This window comes from Prevotella sp. TCVGH, from assembly GCF_023522295.1.
GTDB lineage: Bacteria > Bacteroidota > Bacteroidia > Bacteroidales > Bacteroidaceae > Prevotella > Prevotella timonensis.
Genome location: NZ_QFFX01000028.1, coordinates 1 through 18371, shown reverse-complemented (window position 1 = coordinate 18371; position 18371 = coordinate 1). Strand labels below are relative to the sequence as shown.

Sequence of the window (18371 nt, the reverse complement as noted above, 5' to 3'; positions counted from 1 at the left end):
CAAGAGAGTGAAGGAGTGTAGCGAGCTACACGACTGAACGAACTTACATTTTGAACCAAAAAGAAGCCAAAAGATAACAAAACGTATTTCATAAACATTTGATGACTGTGTGCGGTGGTAATTTATAGAACCAGCCTAAAAAAGGATGTAGTTCCAAGAGGGCTACATCCTTTTATATCTTCAAGTTGAGAAATCTCAACCGCAAAGGAATCCTTAGAGATTAGGATTAATCTTTGACCATTCAGAGATTTCTGGAACGATGTTCAAAGTAACTAACTCGTCGCGCATCTTGCAAAGATGTTCGTAGCTTGCATCCAGCTTAGCGTTCTCCTCGTTGGTTCCTTGTGGTACTTCGTAGTGTGCGCCAGTCTTGTCGAGCGTCGTCTTCATAGCCATCATGATGTGGTTGTACTTGTCGGTGCTTACGTATGTTCCTACAGGGAAACGGAATGGTTCGCCACCCATGACCGAGCGAATCATCTCAACAGAGAGGTAAGCAGGGCTTTGGAACGAAGAACGTCCGCGAAGCTCAATAATCTTTGCACCGCCCTTGGTAACATCTTTCTTCATCTGTTCCCACTCTTCGTTAGAGAATTCTGGAGTACCGATGATTTCGGTCAATGGTTTGCCAGAAATGGTGACGTGGCTACCAAATACTGCCATTTGCTCACCGTGTCCACCGTAAGTAGCAGCACCCTTTACCTCAGTCTGCATGACGTTGAACTTCTTAGCCAGTGCACTCTGCAAACGAGTAGAGTCGAGTGCTGCCAAGGTTGTTACCTGTGATGGTTTCAAGCCAGAGTACAATAATGTTACCAAACCTGTCAAGTCGGCAGGGTTAAAGATTATCACTACATGCTTTACGTCAGGGCAATATTTCTTAATATCCTTGCCAAGACCTTCTGCAATTTCGCAGTTGCCTTTCAATAAGTCTTCGCGAGTCATGCCAGCCTTGCGAGGAGCACCACCAGAAGAGATAATGTATTTAGCATCGGTGAAAGCCTCTTTCACGTCTGTTGTAGCAACGATGTTTACTGCATCGAAACCACTTTGGCGCATTTCCTCTGCAACACCTTCTGGAGAGAATACGTCGTAGAGACAAATGTTGTTTGTAAGCCCCATACTGAGGGCGGTTTGAACCATGTTAGAACCAATCATCCCGGCTGCGCCGACGATGGTTAATTTTTCGTTTGTCAAAAATGCCATAATTTTATAATATATTAAAAATGTTATGAAAATCCATTGCTTATCCTCTGACTACAAAGTTACTAAAATCTAAATAAATACGAGCCTTATCTTTCTATTTTTTAATTGTTATTAAACCTTGAATGCACATAGAAGGACATTACGCTCTCTGAAGAATAACTTTTTTTAGTCATGAGCTTATAATTCGGAATTTTTATCTATATTTGTATTACATTAAAATGGATGGCAATGAAGACAGAAATAGCAGAGCGATTAAGTAGGTTGCGCGAAGTAATGAAACGTGAGCGTTTAGGTGCATTTATTTTTCCCAGTACCGATGCACACAATAGTGAATATGTACCCGACCATTGGAAAGGCCGTGAATGGATTTCTGGATTTGATGGTTCGGCAGGTGTGGCTGTGGTCACCCAAACCAGTGCTGCCTTATGGACTGATTCACGTTATTTCATTGCGGCTGTAGCGCAATTGCAGCATACCGAATATCAACTCATGCGGATAGGATTGCCAGATACGCCTTCGATAGCTCAATGGATTGGACAAGAACTGCAGCAAACAGACTTTGCCGAAGTAGGGATGGACGGCTTCGTAAACACTAAAGCCTTTGTACAACAAATGGTTAACGATTTACGAAAAGAAGGCGGCACCACCCTCAGAACAAACTTTGACCCACTTGCCCAGATTTGGAATGACCGACCTGCGATACCCAAAAACAAGGTGGAGATACATCCCTTGCAATATGCAGGTGAATCCACAAGCAGTAAATTGACACGTATCAGAAAAGCCTTACGTCTGCAACATGTGGACGGTACCATGCTTTCAGCACTTGATGATATTGCATGGACGCTCAATTTGCGTGGCACCGATGTACACTGCAATCCTGTATTCGTAGCTTATCTCCTGATATCTACGCATGCAGCCGTGTTGTATATCGACCCAGAAAAGTTGACAGAGGAAGTACAGTCTTACTTGAAAGCTGAAGGTGTTTCCACTCGTTCGTATGATGAGGTTACGCAGGCGGGTAGGCATTATCCCGATTATACAATATTGTTAGATGCGGAACAATTGAATGCACACATTTTCTCGGTGTTTCAAAAACAACACGTAATCACAGCTCCCTCACCCGTTCCTGCCATGAAAGCCGTGAAGAATAAAGCAGAAATTGCTGGCTTTAAGGCAGCGATGGAGCGTGATGGCATCGCCATGGTCAAATTCTTACAGTGGCTTAAGCCAGCGGTTGAGGCTGGTGGACAGACAGAGATTTCGTTAGATGAGAAGTTGACCGCTTTACGTGCCGAGCAGGATTTGTATCGTGGACTCTCCTTTGATACCATTGTAGGCTACGAGGCGCATGGAGCCATTGTGCATTATGAAGCCACGCCAGAGACCGACATTCCTGTACAACCCAAAGGGTTAGTGCTGATAGACAGTGGAGCGCAATATCTTGACGGTACCACCGACATTACGCGGACTATTGCTTTGGGACCGCTCACCGAAGAGCAACGACGTGTATACACATTGGTACTCAAAGGACATATCCAGTTAGAACTGTGCAAGTTTCCTGCAGGTGCCAGTGGCACACAGTTAGATGCGCTGGCTCGGCAAGCCATGTGGCGTGAAGGGATGAACTTTATGCACGGCACAGGGCATGGCGTGGGGAGTTATCTTAATGTGCATGAAGGACCTCATCAAATTCGAATGGAATACAAGCCAGCTCCCTTGCGTGCAGGCATGACTGTCACAGACGAACCTGGGCTGTATTTGGAAGGCAAGTTTGGCGTGCGCATCGAGAACACATTGCTCATCACACCTTATATGAAAACCGCTTTCGGTGAGTTTCTGCAATTCGAATCTTTAACGCTTGCTCCCATTGACACCACACCTATTATTATAGAGATGTTGTTGCCTGAGGAGCGGAACTGGCTTAATGCGTATCACGAACAAGTATTCCAACGTTTGTCACCCCATCTCTCGGATAAGGAAAATGATTGGCTGCGAAAGGCTACGCAAGCCATTTAAGAAGGGGATAGACTTGTGGGAACGTCCTATAAATGAGCAGGATAAGTTTGTTTTTTACAATAAACAACTTTTATTAAACCAAAGAGCCATTCTTGTAAAAGTAAAATGTGCGCTAAAAACTTGTACGTTTCACAAATAAGTCGTAATTTTGCAGCCGCATTTCGTAACGAGATGTAAAAATGAATTAACTATAACATTAAATATTAAAAACAAAAGCATGATTATTGTACCCGTAAAAGATGGTGAGAATATCGAAAGAGCTTTGAAGCGTTTTAAAAGAAAGTTCGATAAGACAGGTGTTATTAAAGAGTTACGCGCACGTCAGCAATACGACAAGCCTTCTGTATTGAGGCGCTTGAAGATGGAGCGTGCCATCTACGTACAAAAATTGCGCGACGCTGAAGAATAAAAACTTCAGATTCTTTTGGTAGTTTCAATTATTTTCCGTATATTCGTTGCGTATAACAATTGATTTAACGGATAGTTGAGCATCATGAATGTGTTTACGTCCTGGATAATCAATGATTTTACCTCCGTGGTGTAAGCAAGTGATGACGATGATAAAAGAATTCTTGGACTACCTGCGATTTGAGAAAAATCGCTCCGCGCTAACCGTGAAGAATTACGGAAAAGACCTTATGGCCTTTGAAGAGTTCTTTCGTCTTTTGGAACCCCAACTCTCTTGGGAGTCGATAGACTCGAACATCATCCGTGACTGGATGGAGAGTATGATGGATAGAGGAAACAATGCTACGTCAATCAATAGGAGATTGAGTGCTTTGCGTTCCTTTTATCGTTTTGCCTTAACTCGAGGTCTCGTCGATAAAGATCCTACAAATGCAATAGTGGGTCCTAAGAAAAAAAAGCCTTTGCCCCAGTTCGTCAAAGAATCCGAGATGGATGCTCTTTTAGACTTCAAACTGGAAGGAACTCAATATAAAGATGTATTGGCACACACATTGGTAGAAACCTTTTACTGCACTGGCATGCGTTTGGCAGAGTTGATAGGGCTGGATGATGCGTCTATTGATTTCACTCATCAGAGTCTGAAGGTCTTAGGGAAACGAAATAAAGAACGCTACATACCGTTTGGTGCGGAATTAAAGGAGTCGCTGCAGCACTATATTTCGATTCGCGATGAACAAGTGAAACGACAATCGACGGCTTTCTTTGTGGATACAGATGGGCATCGTTTGACACATAATCAGGTGCGTTATGCAGTGAGTAAATGTCTGTCTACTGTAACCACTTTAAAAAAGCGTACACCCCATGTGTTGAGACACACCTTTGCTACAGCGATGATGAACCACGGAGCAGGATTGGAGAGTGTGCAACAACTGCTGGGACACCAAAGTCTCACAACGACGGAAGTGTATACCCATACAACTTTCGAGCAGTTGAAGCGTGTTTATATGAAAGCTCATCCCCGAGCTTAACCTTTAAAACTTGGAGGTAATTATGGAAATAAAAATTCAATCAATTCGCTTTGATGCAACCGAGAAATTAGAGGCCTTCGTAGAGAAAAAAGTAGGCAAGTTAGAAAAATCTTTAGAAGACATTCAGAGAGTAGAGGTACAGCTCAAGGTCATCAAGCCAGCCACGGCAATGAATAAGGAAACAAGCCTTACCGTGGTAGTGCCAGGAGCCACCTTGTTTGTGGATAAAACCTGCGACACATTCGAAGAGGGGATTGACCTCTGTGTTGATGCAATGCGGGTTAAAATCCAAAAATTCAAAGAAAAATCTCGCTCGTTCTAAAAAAAAATAGAAAAAGTTTTGGCGGTTTAAAAAATATCCCTATCTTTGCAGCCGTTTTACGACACGTCTTAAAAGCTTCAGCCAAACGGCTGCATAGATTTGCCTCTTTAGCTCAGTTGGCCAGAGCACGTGATTTGTAATCTCGGGGTCGTTGGTTCGAATCCGACAAGAGGCTCTCCAGCTAAAAAGAGACAAGTTCGTAAAAACAAAGGGTAGTTACCAGAGTGGCCAAATGGGGCAGACTGTAAATCTGCTGTCTTTCGACTTCGGTGGTTCGAATCCATCACTACCCACTCCAGTAGAAGTTTTTGCGGAAATAGCTCAGTTGATAGAGCACTAGCCTTCCAAGCTGGGGGTCGCGGGTTTGAGTCCCGTTTTCCGCTCTCACTGCTGTAATAGCTCAGTGGTAGAGCACTTCCTTGGTAAGGAAGAGGTCCTGAGTTCAACTCTCAGTTACAGCTCTACTTCGGTTCTATTTTATAGATCCTTTGTAGAAAAACAGATATAACAAGATAATTCATTTATATAAATAAAAAAAGTAAAGCTATGGCTAAAGAAGAATTCGTACGTACCAAACCGCACGTTAATATTGGTACAATTGGTCACGTAGACCACGGAAAGACTACTTTGACTGCTGCCATTTCTAAGACTCTTCACGATAAGGGCTTTGGTAGTGAAAGTGTAAGTTCATTCGATCAGATTGATAACGCTCCTGAGGAGAAAGAGCGTGGTATTACCATTAACTCTTCACATATTGAGTATGAAACAGCAAAGCGTCACTATGCACACGTAGACTGCCCTGGACACGCCGACTATGTAAAGAACATGGTTACTGGTGCTGCACAGATGGACGGTTCTATCTTGGTAGTAGCTGCTACAGACGGTCCTATGCCTCAGACACGTGAACACGTGCTTTTGGCTCGTCAGGTAAACGTTCCTCGTTTGGTTGTTTTCTTGAACAAGTGTGACTTGGTAGACGATGAGGAGATGATGGAACTTGTAGAAATGGAGCTCCATGAACTTCTTGAGCAGTATGATTTCGAAGAGGATACTCCTATTGTACGTGGTTCTGCACTGGGTGCTTTGAACGGCGTAGATAAGTGGGTTGACAGCGTGATGACTCTGATGGATACCGTTGATGAATGGATTCAAGAGCCTGAGCGTGATTTGGACAAACCATTCTTGATGCCTGTTGAGGACGTGTTCTCTATCACAGGTCGTGGTACTGTTGTAACAGGTCGTATTGAGACAGGTAAAGTAAAGGTTGGTGACGAAATCCAGTTGCTCGGTCTTGGTGAAGACAAGAAGTCTGTTGTTACAGGAGTTGAGATGTTCCGCAAGATCCTTTCTGAAGGTGAAGCTGGTGACAACGTAGGTTTGTTGCTTCGTGGTATTGACAAGGATGAAGTTAAACGTGGTATGGTTGTTGTACACCCAGGAGCGATTACTCCTCACGATCACTTCAAGGCTTCTATCTATGTATTGAAGAAAGAAGAAGGTGGACGTCACACTCCATTCGGAAATAAATATCGTCCTCAGTTCTATCTTCGTACCATGGACTGTACGGGTGAAATCACTTTGCCAGAGGGTGTAGAAATGGTTATGCCTGGCGATAACGTAGAAATCGAAGTTAAACTGATTTACAAGGTTGCTTTGAATGAAGGTCTTCGTTTCGCTATTCGTGAAGGTGGTCGTACCGTAGGTTCTGGTCAGATTACAAAGATTTTGGACGACGTTCAGTAATTGAAGATACGGGATTGAACCGTTTGATGATTCATTCCCTTTTCATAACAGTTCCCGTAATAGCGGTTGCGGGAACTTCTTTTACGGGTTTAGCTCAGTTGGTAGAGCACTGGTCTCCAAAACCAGGTGTCGAGAGTTCGAGTCTTTCAACCCGTGCAAAATAAATGATAATATGTTTAAGAAGATCGTAAATTATTGCAAGGCATGTTATGATGAACTTGCGCATAAAACAACTTGGCCAACGAGTCGAGAACTAACGCACAGTGCAGTGGTTGTATTATCTGCTTCCCTTGTCATTGCATTGGTGGTGTTCTGTATGGACTGGTGCTTCCAGCATCTAATGGGCATTGTTTATCCAGGTTAAATCGTTAAGAAATGGCTGATACAAAAATGAATTGGTATGTACTGCGTGCTGTCAGTGGAAAAGAAGCTAAGCTGAAAGAATACATCGAGGCTGAAATGAAACACAACACGTTGCTACAACAGCATGTCTCTCAAATATTGATTCCAATGGAGAAACATGCCACTTTGCGTAACGGCAAAAGAGTAGAAAAGGCGAAAATAAGTCTCCCTGGCTATATCTTTGTAGAGGCTTCCCTGGTTGGCGATGTTGCGCATACCTTGCGCTTTATGCCCAATTGCTTAGGATTCTTAGGTGGTTTGGATAATCCGTCCCCTGTTCCTCAGTCCGAAATCAATCGAATGCTTGGTGATGTCGAAGAGACAGAGATAACGAACGATGTAGAAGTTCCTTATGAGGTCGATGAGGTTGTCACCGTTACCGACGGTCCTTTTAGTGGCTTTAGTGGCGTCATCGAAGAGGTGAATGTCGAAAAGCATAAACTGAAAGTCATGGTAAAGATATTTGGTCGAAAGACTCCATTGGAGTTAAGTTTTATGCAAGTGCAAAAAGAGGTTTAACGACTTTGTTACGGGGTTAGACTTTCTTTTTTATATTTTTCAATTTTAATATTAACAAAAAATGGCAAAAGAAGTAGCTGGATTAATCAAATTACAGATTAAAGGTGGTGCTGCGAATCCTTCTCCACCAGTAGGACCTGCTTTGGGTTCTAAGGGTATTAATATCATGGGATTTTGCAAAGAGTTCAATGCCAGAACCCAGGATAAAGCAGGGAAGATTATTCCTGTTGTTATCACTTACTATACTGACAAGTCATTTAGCTTTGTTCTCAAAACTCCTCCTGCAGCTGTTCAGTTGAAGGAGGCTGCAAAGGTGAAAACCGCTTCTGCACAGCCAAATCGTCAAAAGGTGGCGAGCGTTACTTGGGATCAAGTACGCGCTATCGCTGAAGATAAAATGACTGATTTGAACTGTTTTACAGTTGAGAGCGCTATGAAACTTGTGGCAGGTACTGCTCGCAGTATGGGTATCACAGTAAAAGGGGACTTCCCTGGAAAATAAATTTAAACTTCAATTAAAAAATGAGTAAACTGACAAAAAATCAGAAATCAGTAGCTGATAAGGTTGAAGCAGGGAAGGCATACACATTAAAAGAAGCTTCAGAATTGGTGAAGGATATTACTACCACCAAGTTTGATGCCTCTCTTGATATTGATATGCGCTTAGGCGTAGACCCACGAAAAGCGAACCAGATGGTGAGAGGTGTCGTTACACTTCCTCATGGAACTGGTAAAGTTACTCGTGTGCTATGTCTCTGTACTCCTGACCAAGAGGCTGCTGCGAAAGAAGCTGGCGCTGACTACGTTGGTCTTGACGAATACATCGAAAAGATCAAAGGTGGATGGACAGATATAGACGTGATTATTACGATGCCATCTTGTATGGGTAAAGTTGGTCCTTTAGGTCGTGTACTTGGACCACGTGGTTTGATGCCTAACCCTAAGAGTGGAACGGTGACGATGGATGTTGCTAAGGCAGTGAAAGAAATCAAATCAGGTAAAATTGATTTTAAGGTTGATAAGTCTGGTATTATTCATACCTCTATCGGCAAAATCAGCATGACTCCTGAGCAGATTTGTGATAACGCAAAAGAGTTTATCTCTACTGTTATCAAGTTAAAACCAACTGCTGCTAAAGGTACATATCTCAAGAGTATCTTTATTTCAAGCACTATGAGTAAGGGTATCAAGATTGATCCTAAATCAGTTGAATAACTCTAAAAGTTTTGTAAAATGAAGAAAGAAATAAAAGATACTATCATTGTAGAATTAGGCGAGAAACTGAAGGAGTATCCTCATTTTTACTTAGTAGATGTTACTGGGTTGAATGCAGAGGCTACCTCTCAGCTACGTCGGAAGTGTTTCAAGAATGAAGTGAAGATGGTTGTAGTTAAAAATACACTTCTTCGCAAAGCTCTTGACGCATCTGATGTTGATTTCGAACCTTTATATGACTGCTTAGTGGGAAGCACTGCTGTGATGTTTGCACAGACAGCAAACGTACCTGCCAAGCTGCTGAAGGAATATGATAAGCAAGATTTTCCTGCACTGAAGGCAGCTTATGCTGAGGAAAGCGTTTATATTGGTGCTGATAAGCTGGCAGAGTTGGCCGCATTGAAGAGCAAGAACGAAGTTATCGCAGAGATTGTTGCATTGCTGCAATCACCCGCAAAGAATGTTGTTTCTGCACTTCAATCTGGTGGTAATACCATTCATGGTGTACTCCAAACATTGGGAGAACGTCCAGAATAAATTATTCCGTTGACTCTTCCTACTGATGTGTAGAGTCATCTACCAAAAGTCAAATCAAATAACGAATTAAAAATAAATTAAATTTAGAATAAAATGGCAGATATTAAAGCTATTGCTGAAGAATTAGTAAATTTGACAGTTAAAGAAGTAAACGAGTTGGCAACAGTCCTCAAGGACGAGTATGGTATTGAGCCTGCTGCAGCAGCTGTTGCTGTAGCTGCTGGTCCTGCTGCTGGTGGTGCAGCTGGTGCAGCTGAAGAGAAGACGTCTTTTGACGTTGTATTGACCGAAGTTGGAGCTACCAAGCTTCAGGTTGTTAAGGCTGTAAAAGAAGCTTGTGGTCTTGGCTTGAAGGAAGCTAAAGATCTTGTTGACGGTGCTCCTGCAACCATCAAGGAAGGCTTGTCTAAGGAAGAAGCTGAGAACTTGAAGAAGGCCATCGAAGAGGCTGGTGCTAAGATTGAATTGAAGTAAATCTCTCTTTTAGGAGATGCGACAGTGTGAATAGTCGCATCTCCTAAACCCACTTATTATGATTACGGTTAGGATTTGTCCAGTAGGCGAATCCTGACCTTTTTGTGTCTTAAGACAACAAATTGTTAACGAGCAAAGGGGAGACTACTCCCACTGATTTTATTTATGGCTACAAAAAGTGTTGATAACAGAATAAATTTTGCAAGCGTGCATAATCCGGTACCTTATCCGGATTTTCTCGATGTGCAGTTAAAGTCCTTCAAGGATTTCTTACAGTTGGAAACTCCTCCTGAGGAACGCAAGAATGACGGTCTATATAAGGTGTTCTCAGAGAACTTCCCTATTACCGATACAAGAAATAACTTCGTTCTTGAGTTCTTGGATTATTTTATAGATCCGCCCCGTTATTCTATTGATGAGTGTTTAGAGCGTGGGTTGACCTATAGTGTACCCTTGAAGGCCAAGATGAAGCTTTATTGTACAGATCCAGATCACGAGGACTTTGGTACCTTTATACAGGACGTATTCCTTGGTACTATTCCTTACATGACGGACAATGGTACATTTGTTATCAACGGAGCCGAACGTGTGGTTGTTTCTCAATTGCATCGCTCGCCAGGTGTCTTCTTCGGACAAGGCGTCCATGCCAATGGTACTACCCTTTATTCTGCTCGTATTATTCCATTTAAGGGCTCTTGGATTGAGTTTGCTACAGACATTAACAATGTGATGTATGCTTACATTGATCGAAAGAAGAAATTGCCCGTTACTACTTTATTGCGTGCCATAGGTTACGAATCAGATAAGGACATTCTTCAGATTTTCGACCTTGCCGAGGAGGTGAAGGTGAATAAGAAGAACATGAAAGCTTCGATTGGTCGCCGTTTGGCTGCTCGCGTTTTGAAAAGCTGGAATGAAGACTTCGTAGACGAAGATACAGGCGAAGTTGTATCTATTGAGCGAAATGAGGTCATCATGGAGCGCGAAACAGAAATCACGGAAGATAATGTGGCAGACATTATAGACAGTGGTGCATCCACCATTTTATTACACCGTGATTCTGAATTGGCTAACAAGTTTGCGATTATTTTCAATACGTTATCGAAAGATCCTTCCAACTCAGAGAAGGAGGCTGTTAATTATATCTATCGCCAGCTTCGCAATGCCGATCCTGCTGATGATGCCAGTGCAAGAGAGGTCTTTAACAATCTTTTCTTTTCAGATAAACGCTACGATTTAGGTGAAGTAGGCCGCTATCGTATCAATAAGAAATTAGGTCTTGAAACGGATATGGATATCCGTGTTCTGACGAAAGATGATATCATCGAGATTATCAAATATTTGATTCAGTTAGTTAACTCAAATGCTACGGTTGATGATATTGACCACTTGTCAAACCGCCGTGTGCGCACCGTTGGCGAACAACTATCCAACCAGTTCTCTGTAGGATTGGCTCGTATGAGCAGAACCATTCGTGAGCGTATGAACGTTCGCGATAATGAAGTCTTTACACCTACTGATTTAATCAATGCCAAAACCATAACCAGTGTAATCAATTCGTTCTTTGGAACCAATCCGTTGTCACAGTTCATGGACCAAACGAACCCCTTGGCAGAGGTAACTAACAAACGTCGTTTGTCTGCATTGGGACCTGGTGGCTTGTCTCGTGAGCGAGCTGGCTTCGAAGTTCGTGACGTTCACTATACTCACTATGGTCGTTTGTGCCCAATTGAGAGTCCTGAAGGACCGAACATTGGTTTGATTTCCTCCCTATGTATCTATGCAAAGATTAATGATCTTGGCTTTATCGTCACCCCTTATCGTAAGGTGAAGAATGCCAAGGTAGATATGAATAACGACCATATCGTTTTCATGACTGCAGAGGAAGAGGAAGACTTGATTGTTGGACAAGGAAATGCACCTTTGCGTCCAGATGGTTCGTTTATCCGTGATTACGTGAAATGTCGTCAAGATGCAGATTATCCTGTGGTAGATCCCGACCAGGTTGCACTGGTAGACGTCTCTCCACAGCAGATTGCTTCCGTATCCGCAGGGTTAATTCCTTTCTTAGAGCATGATGATGGACACCGTGCATTGATGGGATGTAACATGATGCGCCAGGCTGTTCCTTTGCTCCATAACGATGCTCCTATCGTTGGTACGGGCTTAGAGAAACAGGTATGTGAAGATTCACGTACGATGATAACAGCCGAAGGCAATGGTGTCGTGGAATATGTGGATGCTACTACGATACGTATTCTCTACGATCGGACAGAAGACGAGGAATTTGTAAGTTTCGAACCTGCATTGAAAGAATATCGCATTCCAAAGTTCCGACGCACCAATCAAAATATGACCATAGACCTTCGTCCTATTTGCAATAAGGGTCAACGCGTTAAGGCTGGTGATATTTTAACAGAAGGATATGCTACGGAAAATGGCGAACTGGCTCTCGGTCGAAATCTTTTGGTGGCTTATATGCCCTGGAAAGGATATAACTACGAGGATGCTATCGTGATTTCTGAACGGGTAGTTCGTGACGATGTGCTGACATCTGTACACGTAGATGAATATTCTCTGGATGTTCGTGAAACCAAACGAGGTATGGAGGAATTCACCAGCGATATTCCGAATGTCAGTGAAGAATCAACCAAAGATTTGGACGAAAATGGTGTCATCCGTGTTGGCGCAAGGGTGGAGCCAGGAGATATTTTGATTGGTAAGATTTCTCCAAAGGGAGAGAGTGATCCTTCACCAGAAGAAAAGCTGTTACGTGCTATCTTTGGCGACAAGGCTGGCGATGTAAAAGACTCTTCTTTGAAAGCCAATCCTTCGCTGAGTGGTGTGGTTATTGACAAGAAACTCTTCAGCCGTGCCATTAAAACAAGAGAATCAAAGAAGCATGACAAGGTTATCTTAGCTAAAATTGATGAAGAGTACGAAGCTAAGAATAATGACCTGAAAGATATATTGGTTGACAAACTCCTTACGTTGACCGAAGACAAAAAGTCACAAGGAGTTAAAGACTATACGGGTGCTGAAATCATTACGAAAGGAAGTAGCTTCACCGCTGCTGCTTTGAAAAACTTAGAGTATGATGGCATACAGTCGAATGATTGGACCGTTGATGAGCATACCAATAAGCTCATTCAAGCTTTAATCATGAACTATATCCGTAAATATAAAATGTTAGATGCCGAGCTGAAGCGTCGTAAGTTTGCTATTTCGATTGGAGATGAGCTACCTTCTGGCGTGTTGCAAATGGCAAAAGTTTATATTGCGAAGAAACGTAAGATTAGTGTCGGAGATAAATTGGCTGGTCGACATGGAAACAAGGGTATTGTATCAAAGATAGTACGTGCCGAGGATATGCCATTCTTAGAAGATGGTCGTCCAGTAGACTTGGTTCTCAACCCATTGGGCGTGCCTTCTCGAATGAACCTCGGTCAGATTTTCGAAGCGATTCTTGGTGCTGCTGGATTGAAGTTGGGCGTCAAGTTTGCAACTCCGATTTTCGATGGTGCAAAACTTGAAGACCTGTCTGAATGGACCGAGAAAGCGGGGTTACCTCACTTGTGCTCTACTCACCTCTACGATGGTGAGACAGGAGAGAAGTTTGACCAACCAGCTACCGTAGGTATTACTTACTTCTTGAAGCTCGGTCACATGGTTGAAGACAAAATGCACTCACGCTCAATAGGCCCTTATTCATTGATTACCCAACAGCCACTTGGTGGTAAAGCACAATTTGGTGGACAACGTTTCGGTGAAATGGAGGTATGGGCACTTGAGGCCTTTGGCGCCAGCCACGTATTACAGGAGATTTTGACAGTTAAGTCTGATGATACTGTAGGACGTAGCAAGGCATACGAGGCTATCGTGAAGGGCGATGGAATGCCAACACCAGGAATTCCAGAATCGTTGAACGTGCTGCTGCATGAATTGCGTGGACTCGGATTGAGTGTGAAACTCGATTAATTTTTCCTACATTGTATTCACACAATAAAGATATAGAACATGGCTTTTAAGAAAGATACAAAAATAAAAAATAATTTTACCAAGATAACCATTAGCTTGGCATCTCCTGAGGAAATTCTCGAAAATTCGTATGGTGAGGTGACAAAACCCGAAACCATCAATTATCGAACCTACAAGCCTGAGCGTGATGGCCTTTTCTGTGAGCGCATTTTTGGACCAACGAAGGACTATGAGTGTGCCTGTGGTAAATACAAACGAATTCGCTATAAAGGGATTGTCTGCGATCGATGTGGAGTTGAGGTGACCGAGAAGAAGGTTCGTCGTGAGCGTTCGGGTCATATCGAGCTGGTTGTTCCTGTTGCCCATATTTGGTATTTCCGTTCATTACCCAACAAGATAGGTTATCTATTGGGAATGCCCACAAAAAAACTTGATTCCGTTATCTACTACGAGAAGTATGTCGTTATCAAGCCTGGTGTCATGGAAGGTCGCAAGGATGGCGATGGTATAGAGATGAACGGTTCTCATGTAATGGATTTACTGACAGAAGATGAATATTTAGATATTCTTGATCATCAGTTAGATCCTAACAATGACCGCTTAGATGATGCCGACCCCAATAAGTTTATCGCTAAGATGGGTGCCGAGGCTGTGTATGATTTGTTGGCTAACTTGGATTTGGATTCGATTTCATATGAATTGCGCGACCGGGCTAACAATGACACAAGTCAGCAGCGTAAAACGGAAGCCTTGAAACGTTTACAGGTAGTAGAAGCTTTCCGTCAGAGCAAAGATATCAACCGTCCAGAATGGATGATTCTAAAGATAGTACCAGTCATTCCACCCGAGCTTCGTCCGTTGGTTCCGTTGGATGGTGGACGCTTTGCCACCTCAGACTTGAACGACCTCTATCGTCGTGTTATCATTCGTAACAATCGCTTGAAGAGACTTATGGAAATCAAAGCTCCTGAGGTGATTCTACGTAATGAGAAGCGTATGTTGCAAGAGGCTGTCGACTCTCTGTTTGATAATTCTCGCAAGAGTAGTGCGGTGAAGAGTGAGAGCAACCGTCCTTTGAAATCTTTGTCTGATTCTCTCAAGGGTAAAGCAGGACGCTTCCGCCAAAACCTTCTTGGTAAACGTGTAGACTATTCGGCACGTTCGGTAATTGTGGTAGGTCCAGAATTGAAGATGGGCGAGTGCGGTTTGCCTAAATTGATGGCTGCCGAACTGTATAAACCATTTGTGATTCGCAAACTCATTGAGCGTGGCATCGTGAAGACTGTGAAGAGTGCCAAGAAGATAGTTGACCAACGTGAGCCTGTGATTTGGGACATTTTAGAGAATGTGATGAAAGGACATCCCGTTCTGTTGAACCGTGCTCCTACTTTGCACCGCTTGGGAATCCAAGCATTCCAACCCAAACTTATTGAGGGTAAAGCTATTCAGTTGCATCCTTTGGCTTGTACAGCGTTCAATGCCGACTTCGATGGTGACCAAATGGCGGTTCACCTTCCTTTAAGCAATGAGGCAATTCTCGAGGCTCAAATACTGATGCTTCAGAGTCATAACATCCTCAACCCAGCCAACGGCGCTCCTATCACTGTTCCGTCACAGGATATGGTGTTAGGCTTGTATTATATTACTAAAATCCGTCCAGGTGCAATGGGTGAAGGTCTTTCGTTCTATGGTCCTGAAGAAGCAATTATTGCCTACAACGAAAAGAAGTGCGACTTACATGCGCGTGTCAAAGTAGTGGTGAAGGACTTGGTGGATGGCAAGTTGCAAGACCGTGTGGTAGAAACCTCTGTGGGTCGTGTCATTGTGAATGGTATCATTCCCGATGAGGTGGGCTACTTCAACGACATCATTTCTAAGAAGACTTTGCGTACCATTATCGCAGATGTAATTAAGGTTGTTGGTATGGCTCGCGCATGCGAATTCCTCGATGGTATCAAGAACTTAGGTTATCGCATGGCGTATGTTGCAGGTCTGTCTTTCAACCTTGATGATATTATCATTCCTGAAAGTAAAGTGGGAATAGTGAAGAAGGGACAGGATGAAGTCAACCAAATCAAAGCTAACTATGAAATGGGATTCATTACCGACACCGAGCGTTACAATCAGGTGATTGATGCTTGGACTCATGTGAATAATGAGTTGGGTGATGTCCTCATGAAAGAGATGACCGAAAACGACCAAGGTTTTAACGCTGTCTACATGATGCTTGATTCGGGAGCTCGTGGTTCTAAGGACCAGATTAAGCAGCTCTCGGGTATGCGTGGTTTGATGGCTAAACCTCAGAAGGCAGGAGCAGAGGGACAACAGATTATTGAAAATCCTATTCTCTCCAACTTTAAGGAAGGTATGTCAGTGCTCGAGTATTTTATTTCTTCACACGGTGCTCGAAAAGGTTTGGCTGATACGGCTATGAAGACAGCCGATGCTGGATACTTGACACGTCGATTGGTGGATGTTTCTCATGATGTCATCATTAACGAGGAAGACTGTGGAACCTTAAGAGGACTTATCTGTACAGCTTTGAAGAGTGGTGATGAAATTATCTCAACACTCTATGAGCGAATCTTAGGTCGTGTATCCGTTCATGATATCATACATCCAACAACGGGCGAACTTATTGTTGCCGCTGGTGAAGAGATCACAGAAGAAAAGGCACGACTCATTGACGAGTCTCCTATTGAGAGCGTAGAGATTCGTTCGGTCTTGACTTGTGAAAGTAAGCATGGCGTTTGTAAGAAATGCTACGGACGAAACTTGGCAACGGCACGCATGGTACAGAAAGGCGAGGCAGTTGGTGTGATTGCTGCACAGGCTATTGGTGAGCCAGGTACACAGTTGACACTTCGAACCTTCCACGCCGGTGGTGTGGCAGGTAACGCAGCTGCCAATGCTTCTATCGTTGCTAAAAATGATTGCAAAATTGAGTTTGATGAGTTGCGTACTGTTCCTTATGTAGAGAACGATGGAGTGAAAGATGTTAAATGCTTGAAGGTTGTTAGTCGTCTGGCAGAAATTCGTTTCATCGATCCTCATACTGATATTGTGCTTAGTACGATGAACGTTCCTTATGGAAGTTCGTTGTATTATAAGCATGGTGATACCGTTGAGAAGGGAACGCTTATTGCAAAATGGGACCCATTCAATGCTGTCATCGTTTCAGAATACGAAGGTAAGTTGAAGTTCAATGACGTGGTTGCTGGAAAAACTTATCACGCTGAGACGGACGATACTACAGGTTTGACCGAAAAGATTATCAGTGATTCTAAGGATAAGTCTTTGGTTCCTACTTGTGATATTATCGGAGAGAAGGGCGAGGTGCTTGGCACCTATAACTTCCCAGTAGGTGGTCACGTGGTAGTTGAAGACGGTGCTGAAATTAAGACGGGTCAAACGATGGTGAAGATACCACGTGCCGTTGGAGGTGCGGGTGACATTACTGGTGGTCTTCCTCGTGTCACAGAGTTGTTCGAGGCTCGTAACCCCTCTAATCCTGCTGTCGTTTCTGAAATTGATGGCGAGGTTACCATGGGTAAGGTAAAGCGTGGAAACCGCGAAATCATTGTCACCTCTAAGACGGGTGAGCAGAAGAAGTATCTTGTTTCTTTGAGTAAACAGATTTTGGTTCAAGAACATGATGCGGTACGAGCAGGTACGCCATTGTCTGATGGTGTTATCACTCCGAATGACATTCTTGCAATTAAGGGGCCAACCGCTGTACAAGAGTATATTGTGAATGAGGTACAGGACGTTTATCGTCTGCAGGGTGTGAAGATCAATGATAAGCACTTCGAAATTATTGTACGTCAGATGATGCGTAAGGTTCAAATTAACGAACCTGGCGACACTACATTCTTGGAGCAAGAATTAGTCGATAAGCTTGATTTTGCAGAAGAGAATGATCGCATTTGGGGCAAGAAAGTGGTGACCAATGCTGGAGATAGTGAAGTGTTGAAGGTGGGTCAAATCGTGACTGCTCGTAAGCTACGCGATGAAAACTCTTCGTTGAAGCGTCGTGACTTACACTTGGTGGAAGTTCGAGATGCTGTTCCAGCAACTTCAACCCAGATTTTGCAAGGTATCACACGTGCTGCGTTACAAACCAAGAGCTTTATGAGTGCAGCATCGTTCCAGGAAACGACAAAGGTACTCAATGAAGCTGCTATCCATGCAAAAGTTGATTATCTGGAAGGTATGAAAGAGAATGTAATCTGCGGACACTTAATACCTGCCGGAACTGGACTTCGTCAGTGGGAGAAGCTCATCGTTGGCTCGAAAGAAGAATATGAGCGCATTGAGGCTAATCGCAAGAATGTACTCGATTTCTCCGAATAATTTGGTGAGGTAGCATTGCGGCACAGGCTGTATGCACTACCAAGAAAACTATATAAGGGAGGTGGATCATTAATAATGGTGCACCTCCCTTTTTGTACGCTCGGCATGAGCATTATCTAACGGGTGGAAGTCCCGAGTAAGCCCTAATAGCGGGAATTACATAGCCAAAA

At 43.3% G+C, this 18371-nt stretch carries 14 protein-coding genes and 5 tRNA genes; 18 read left to right on the top strand and 1 reads right to left on the bottom strand.

Annotated elements, in window-relative coordinates; all coding sequences use genetic code 11:
- Positions 1 to 213 precede the first annotated feature (213 nt).
- Positions 214 to 1206, bottom strand: a complete 993-nt coding sequence (locus tag DEM91_RS06875) for a malate dehydrogenase (RefSeq protein WP_025071447.1) — start codon at positions 1204 to 1206, stop codon at positions 214 to 216.
- A gap of 222 nt (positions 1207 to 1428) precedes the next feature.
- Here DEM91_RS06875 and DEM91_RS06870 point away from each other — a divergent pair, with 222 nt between their 5' ends.
- The 18 genes from DEM91_RS06870 to rpoC all read left to right on the top strand — a co-directional run bounded on the left by DEM91_RS06870 (position 1429) and on the right by rpoC (position 18201).
- Positions 1429 to 3222: a M24 family metallopeptidase gene (locus DEM91_RS06870; protein ID WP_410525630.1), complete on the top strand. Its 1794-nt coding sequence runs from the start codon at positions 1429 to 1431 to the stop codon at positions 3220 to 3222.
- A gap of 217 nt (positions 3223 to 3439) precedes the next feature.
- Positions 3440 to 3631: a 30S ribosomal protein S21 gene (gene rpsU, locus DEM91_RS06865; RefSeq protein WP_008122443.1), complete on the top strand. Its 192-nt coding sequence runs from the start codon at positions 3440 to 3442 to the stop codon at positions 3629 to 3631.
- 148 nt (positions 3632 to 3779) lie between these two features.
- A complete protein-coding gene (locus DEM91_RS06860) occupies positions 3780 to 4658 on the top strand; it encodes a tyrosine-type recombinase/integrase (protein WP_195252779.1) in 879 nt (292 codons plus the stop codon).
- Between the two features lie 22 nt (positions 4659 to 4680).
- Positions 4681 to 4980, top strand: coding sequence for a ribosome hibernation-promoting factor, HPF/YfiA family (hpf, locus tag DEM91_RS06855; RefSeq protein WP_008122438.1), 300 nt, complete (start codon positions 4681 to 4683; stop codon positions 4978 to 4980).
- A 101-nt stretch (positions 4981 to 5081) separates the two neighbouring features.
- Positions 5082 to 5155: transfer RNA gene (locus DEM91_RS06850), tRNA-Thr, on the top strand.
- A gap of 35 nt (positions 5156 to 5190) precedes the next feature.
- Positions 5191 to 5273 (top strand) — tRNA-Tyr (locus DEM91_RS06845).
- A gap of 17 nt (positions 5274 to 5290) precedes the next feature.
- Positions 5291 to 5363: transfer RNA gene (locus tag DEM91_RS06840), tRNA-Gly, on the top strand.
- 6 nt (positions 5364 to 5369) lie between these two features.
- A tRNA-Thr gene (locus tag DEM91_RS06835) sits at positions 5370 to 5441 on the top strand.
- Positions 5442 to 5526: 85 nt separating this feature from the next.
- Entirely contained in the window at positions 5527 to 6723 is a 1197-nt protein-coding gene (gene tuf / locus DEM91_RS06830; RefSeq protein WP_025071449.1) for an elongation factor Tu, read from the top strand.
- Between the two features lie 83 nt (positions 6724 to 6806).
- Positions 6807 to 6879 (top strand) — tRNA-Trp (locus DEM91_RS06825).
- Positions 6880 to 6895: 16 nt separating this feature from the next.
- Positions 6896 to 7087 carry a preprotein translocase subunit SecE gene (gene secE / locus DEM91_RS06820; protein ID WP_081411409.1) on the top strand — a complete coding sequence of 64 codons (192 nt, stop codon included), beginning with the start codon at positions 6896 to 6898 and terminating at the stop codon, positions 7085 to 7087.
- A gap of 11 nt (positions 7088 to 7098) precedes the next feature.
- Positions 7099 to 7644 (top strand): transcription termination/antitermination protein NusG, encoded by a 546-nt coding sequence (gene nusG / locus DEM91_RS06815; RefSeq protein WP_249858398.1) that lies wholly within the window; start codon positions 7099 to 7101, stop codon positions 7642 to 7644.
- A 61-nt stretch (positions 7645 to 7705) separates the two neighbouring features.
- Positions 7706 to 8146: a 50S ribosomal protein L11 gene (gene rplK / locus DEM91_RS06810; protein ID WP_249858397.1), complete on the top strand. Its 441-nt coding sequence runs from the start codon at positions 7706 to 7708 to the stop codon at positions 8144 to 8146.
- Between the two features lie 20 nt (positions 8147 to 8166).
- On the top strand, positions 8167 to 8859 hold the full coding sequence (rplA, locus tag DEM91_RS06805) for a 50S ribosomal protein L1 (protein WP_249858396.1): 693 nt from the start codon (positions 8167 to 8169) through the stop codon (positions 8857 to 8859).
- Between the two features lie 18 nt (positions 8860 to 8877).
- Positions 8878 to 9396 carry a 50S ribosomal protein L10 gene (gene rplJ, locus DEM91_RS06800; RefSeq protein ID WP_025071452.1) on the top strand — a complete coding sequence of 173 codons (519 nt, stop codon included), beginning with the start codon at positions 8878 to 8880 and terminating at the stop codon, positions 9394 to 9396.
- 93 nt (positions 9397 to 9489) lie between these two features.
- The gene (rplL, locus tag DEM91_RS06795) at positions 9490 to 9870 is read left to right on the top strand and encodes a 50S ribosomal protein L7/L12 (protein WP_008122427.1); all 381 of its coding nucleotides are present in this window, start codon (positions 9490 to 9492) and stop codon (positions 9868 to 9870) included.
- Between the two features lie 165 nt (positions 9871 to 10035).
- Positions 10036 to 13848: a DNA-directed RNA polymerase subunit beta gene (gene rpoB, locus DEM91_RS06790; protein WP_249858395.1), complete on the top strand. Its 3813-nt coding sequence runs from the start codon at positions 10036 to 10038 to the stop codon at positions 13846 to 13848.
- 39 nt (positions 13849 to 13887) lie between these two features.
- The gene (rpoC, locus tag DEM91_RS06785) at positions 13888 to 18201 is read left to right on the top strand and encodes a DNA-directed RNA polymerase subunit beta' (protein ID WP_249858394.1); all 4314 of its coding nucleotides are present in this window, start codon (positions 13888 to 13890) and stop codon (positions 18199 to 18201) included.
- The last annotated feature ends 170 nt before the right edge of the window (positions 18202 to 18371 follow it).

Bases quoted from the DNA above. Each gene is read 5' to 3' on its own strand.
- rplJ (WP_025071452.1), top strand. From the start codon at position 8,878: ATGAAGAAAGAAATAAAAGATACTATCATTGTAGAATTAGGCGAGAAA.
- rpoB (WP_249858395.1), top strand. From the start codon at position 10,036: ATGGCTACAAAAAGTGTTGATAACAGAATAAATTTTGCAAGCGTGCAT.
- hpf (WP_008122438.1), top strand. From the start codon at position 4,681: ATGGAAATAAAAATTCAATCAATTCGCTTTGATGCAACCGAGAAATTA.
- rpsU (WP_008122443.1), top strand. From the start codon at position 3,440: ATGATTATTGTACCCGTAAAAGATGGTGAGAATATCGAAAGAGCTTTG.
- nusG (WP_249858398.1), top strand. From the start codon at position 7,099: ATGGCTGATACAAAAATGAATTGGTATGTACTGCGTGCTGTCAGTGGA.
- tuf (WP_025071449.1), top strand. From the start codon at position 5,527: ATGGCTAAAGAAGAATTCGTACGTACCAAACCGCACGTTAATATTGGT.
- rplK (WP_249858397.1), top strand. From the start codon at position 7,706: ATGGCAAAAGAAGTAGCTGGATTAATCAAATTACAGATTAAAGGTGGT.
- rplL (WP_008122427.1), top strand. From the start codon at position 9,490: ATGGCAGATATTAAAGCTATTGCTGAAGAATTAGTAAATTTGACAGTT.
- DEM91_RS06870 (WP_410525630.1), top strand. From the start codon at position 1,429: ATGGCAATGAAGACAGAAATAGCAGAGCGATTAAGTAGGTTGCGCGAA.
- DEM91_RS06860 (WP_195252779.1), top strand. From the start codon at position 3,780: ATGATAAAAGAATTCTTGGACTACCTGCGATTTGAGAAAAATCGCTCC.
- rplA (WP_249858396.1), top strand. From the start codon at position 8,167: ATGAGTAAACTGACAAAAAATCAGAAATCAGTAGCTGATAAGGTTGAA.
- secE (WP_081411409.1), top strand. From the start codon at position 6,896: ATGTTTAAGAAGATCGTAAATTATTGCAAGGCATGTTATGATGAACTT.
- DEM91_RS06875 (WP_025071447.1), bottom strand. From the start codon at position 1,206: ATGGCATTTTTGACAAACGAAAAATTAACCATCGTCGGCGCAGCCGGG.
- rpoC (WP_249858394.1), top strand. From the start codon at position 13,888: ATGGCTTTTAAGAAAGATACAAAAATAAAAAATAATTTTACCAAGATA.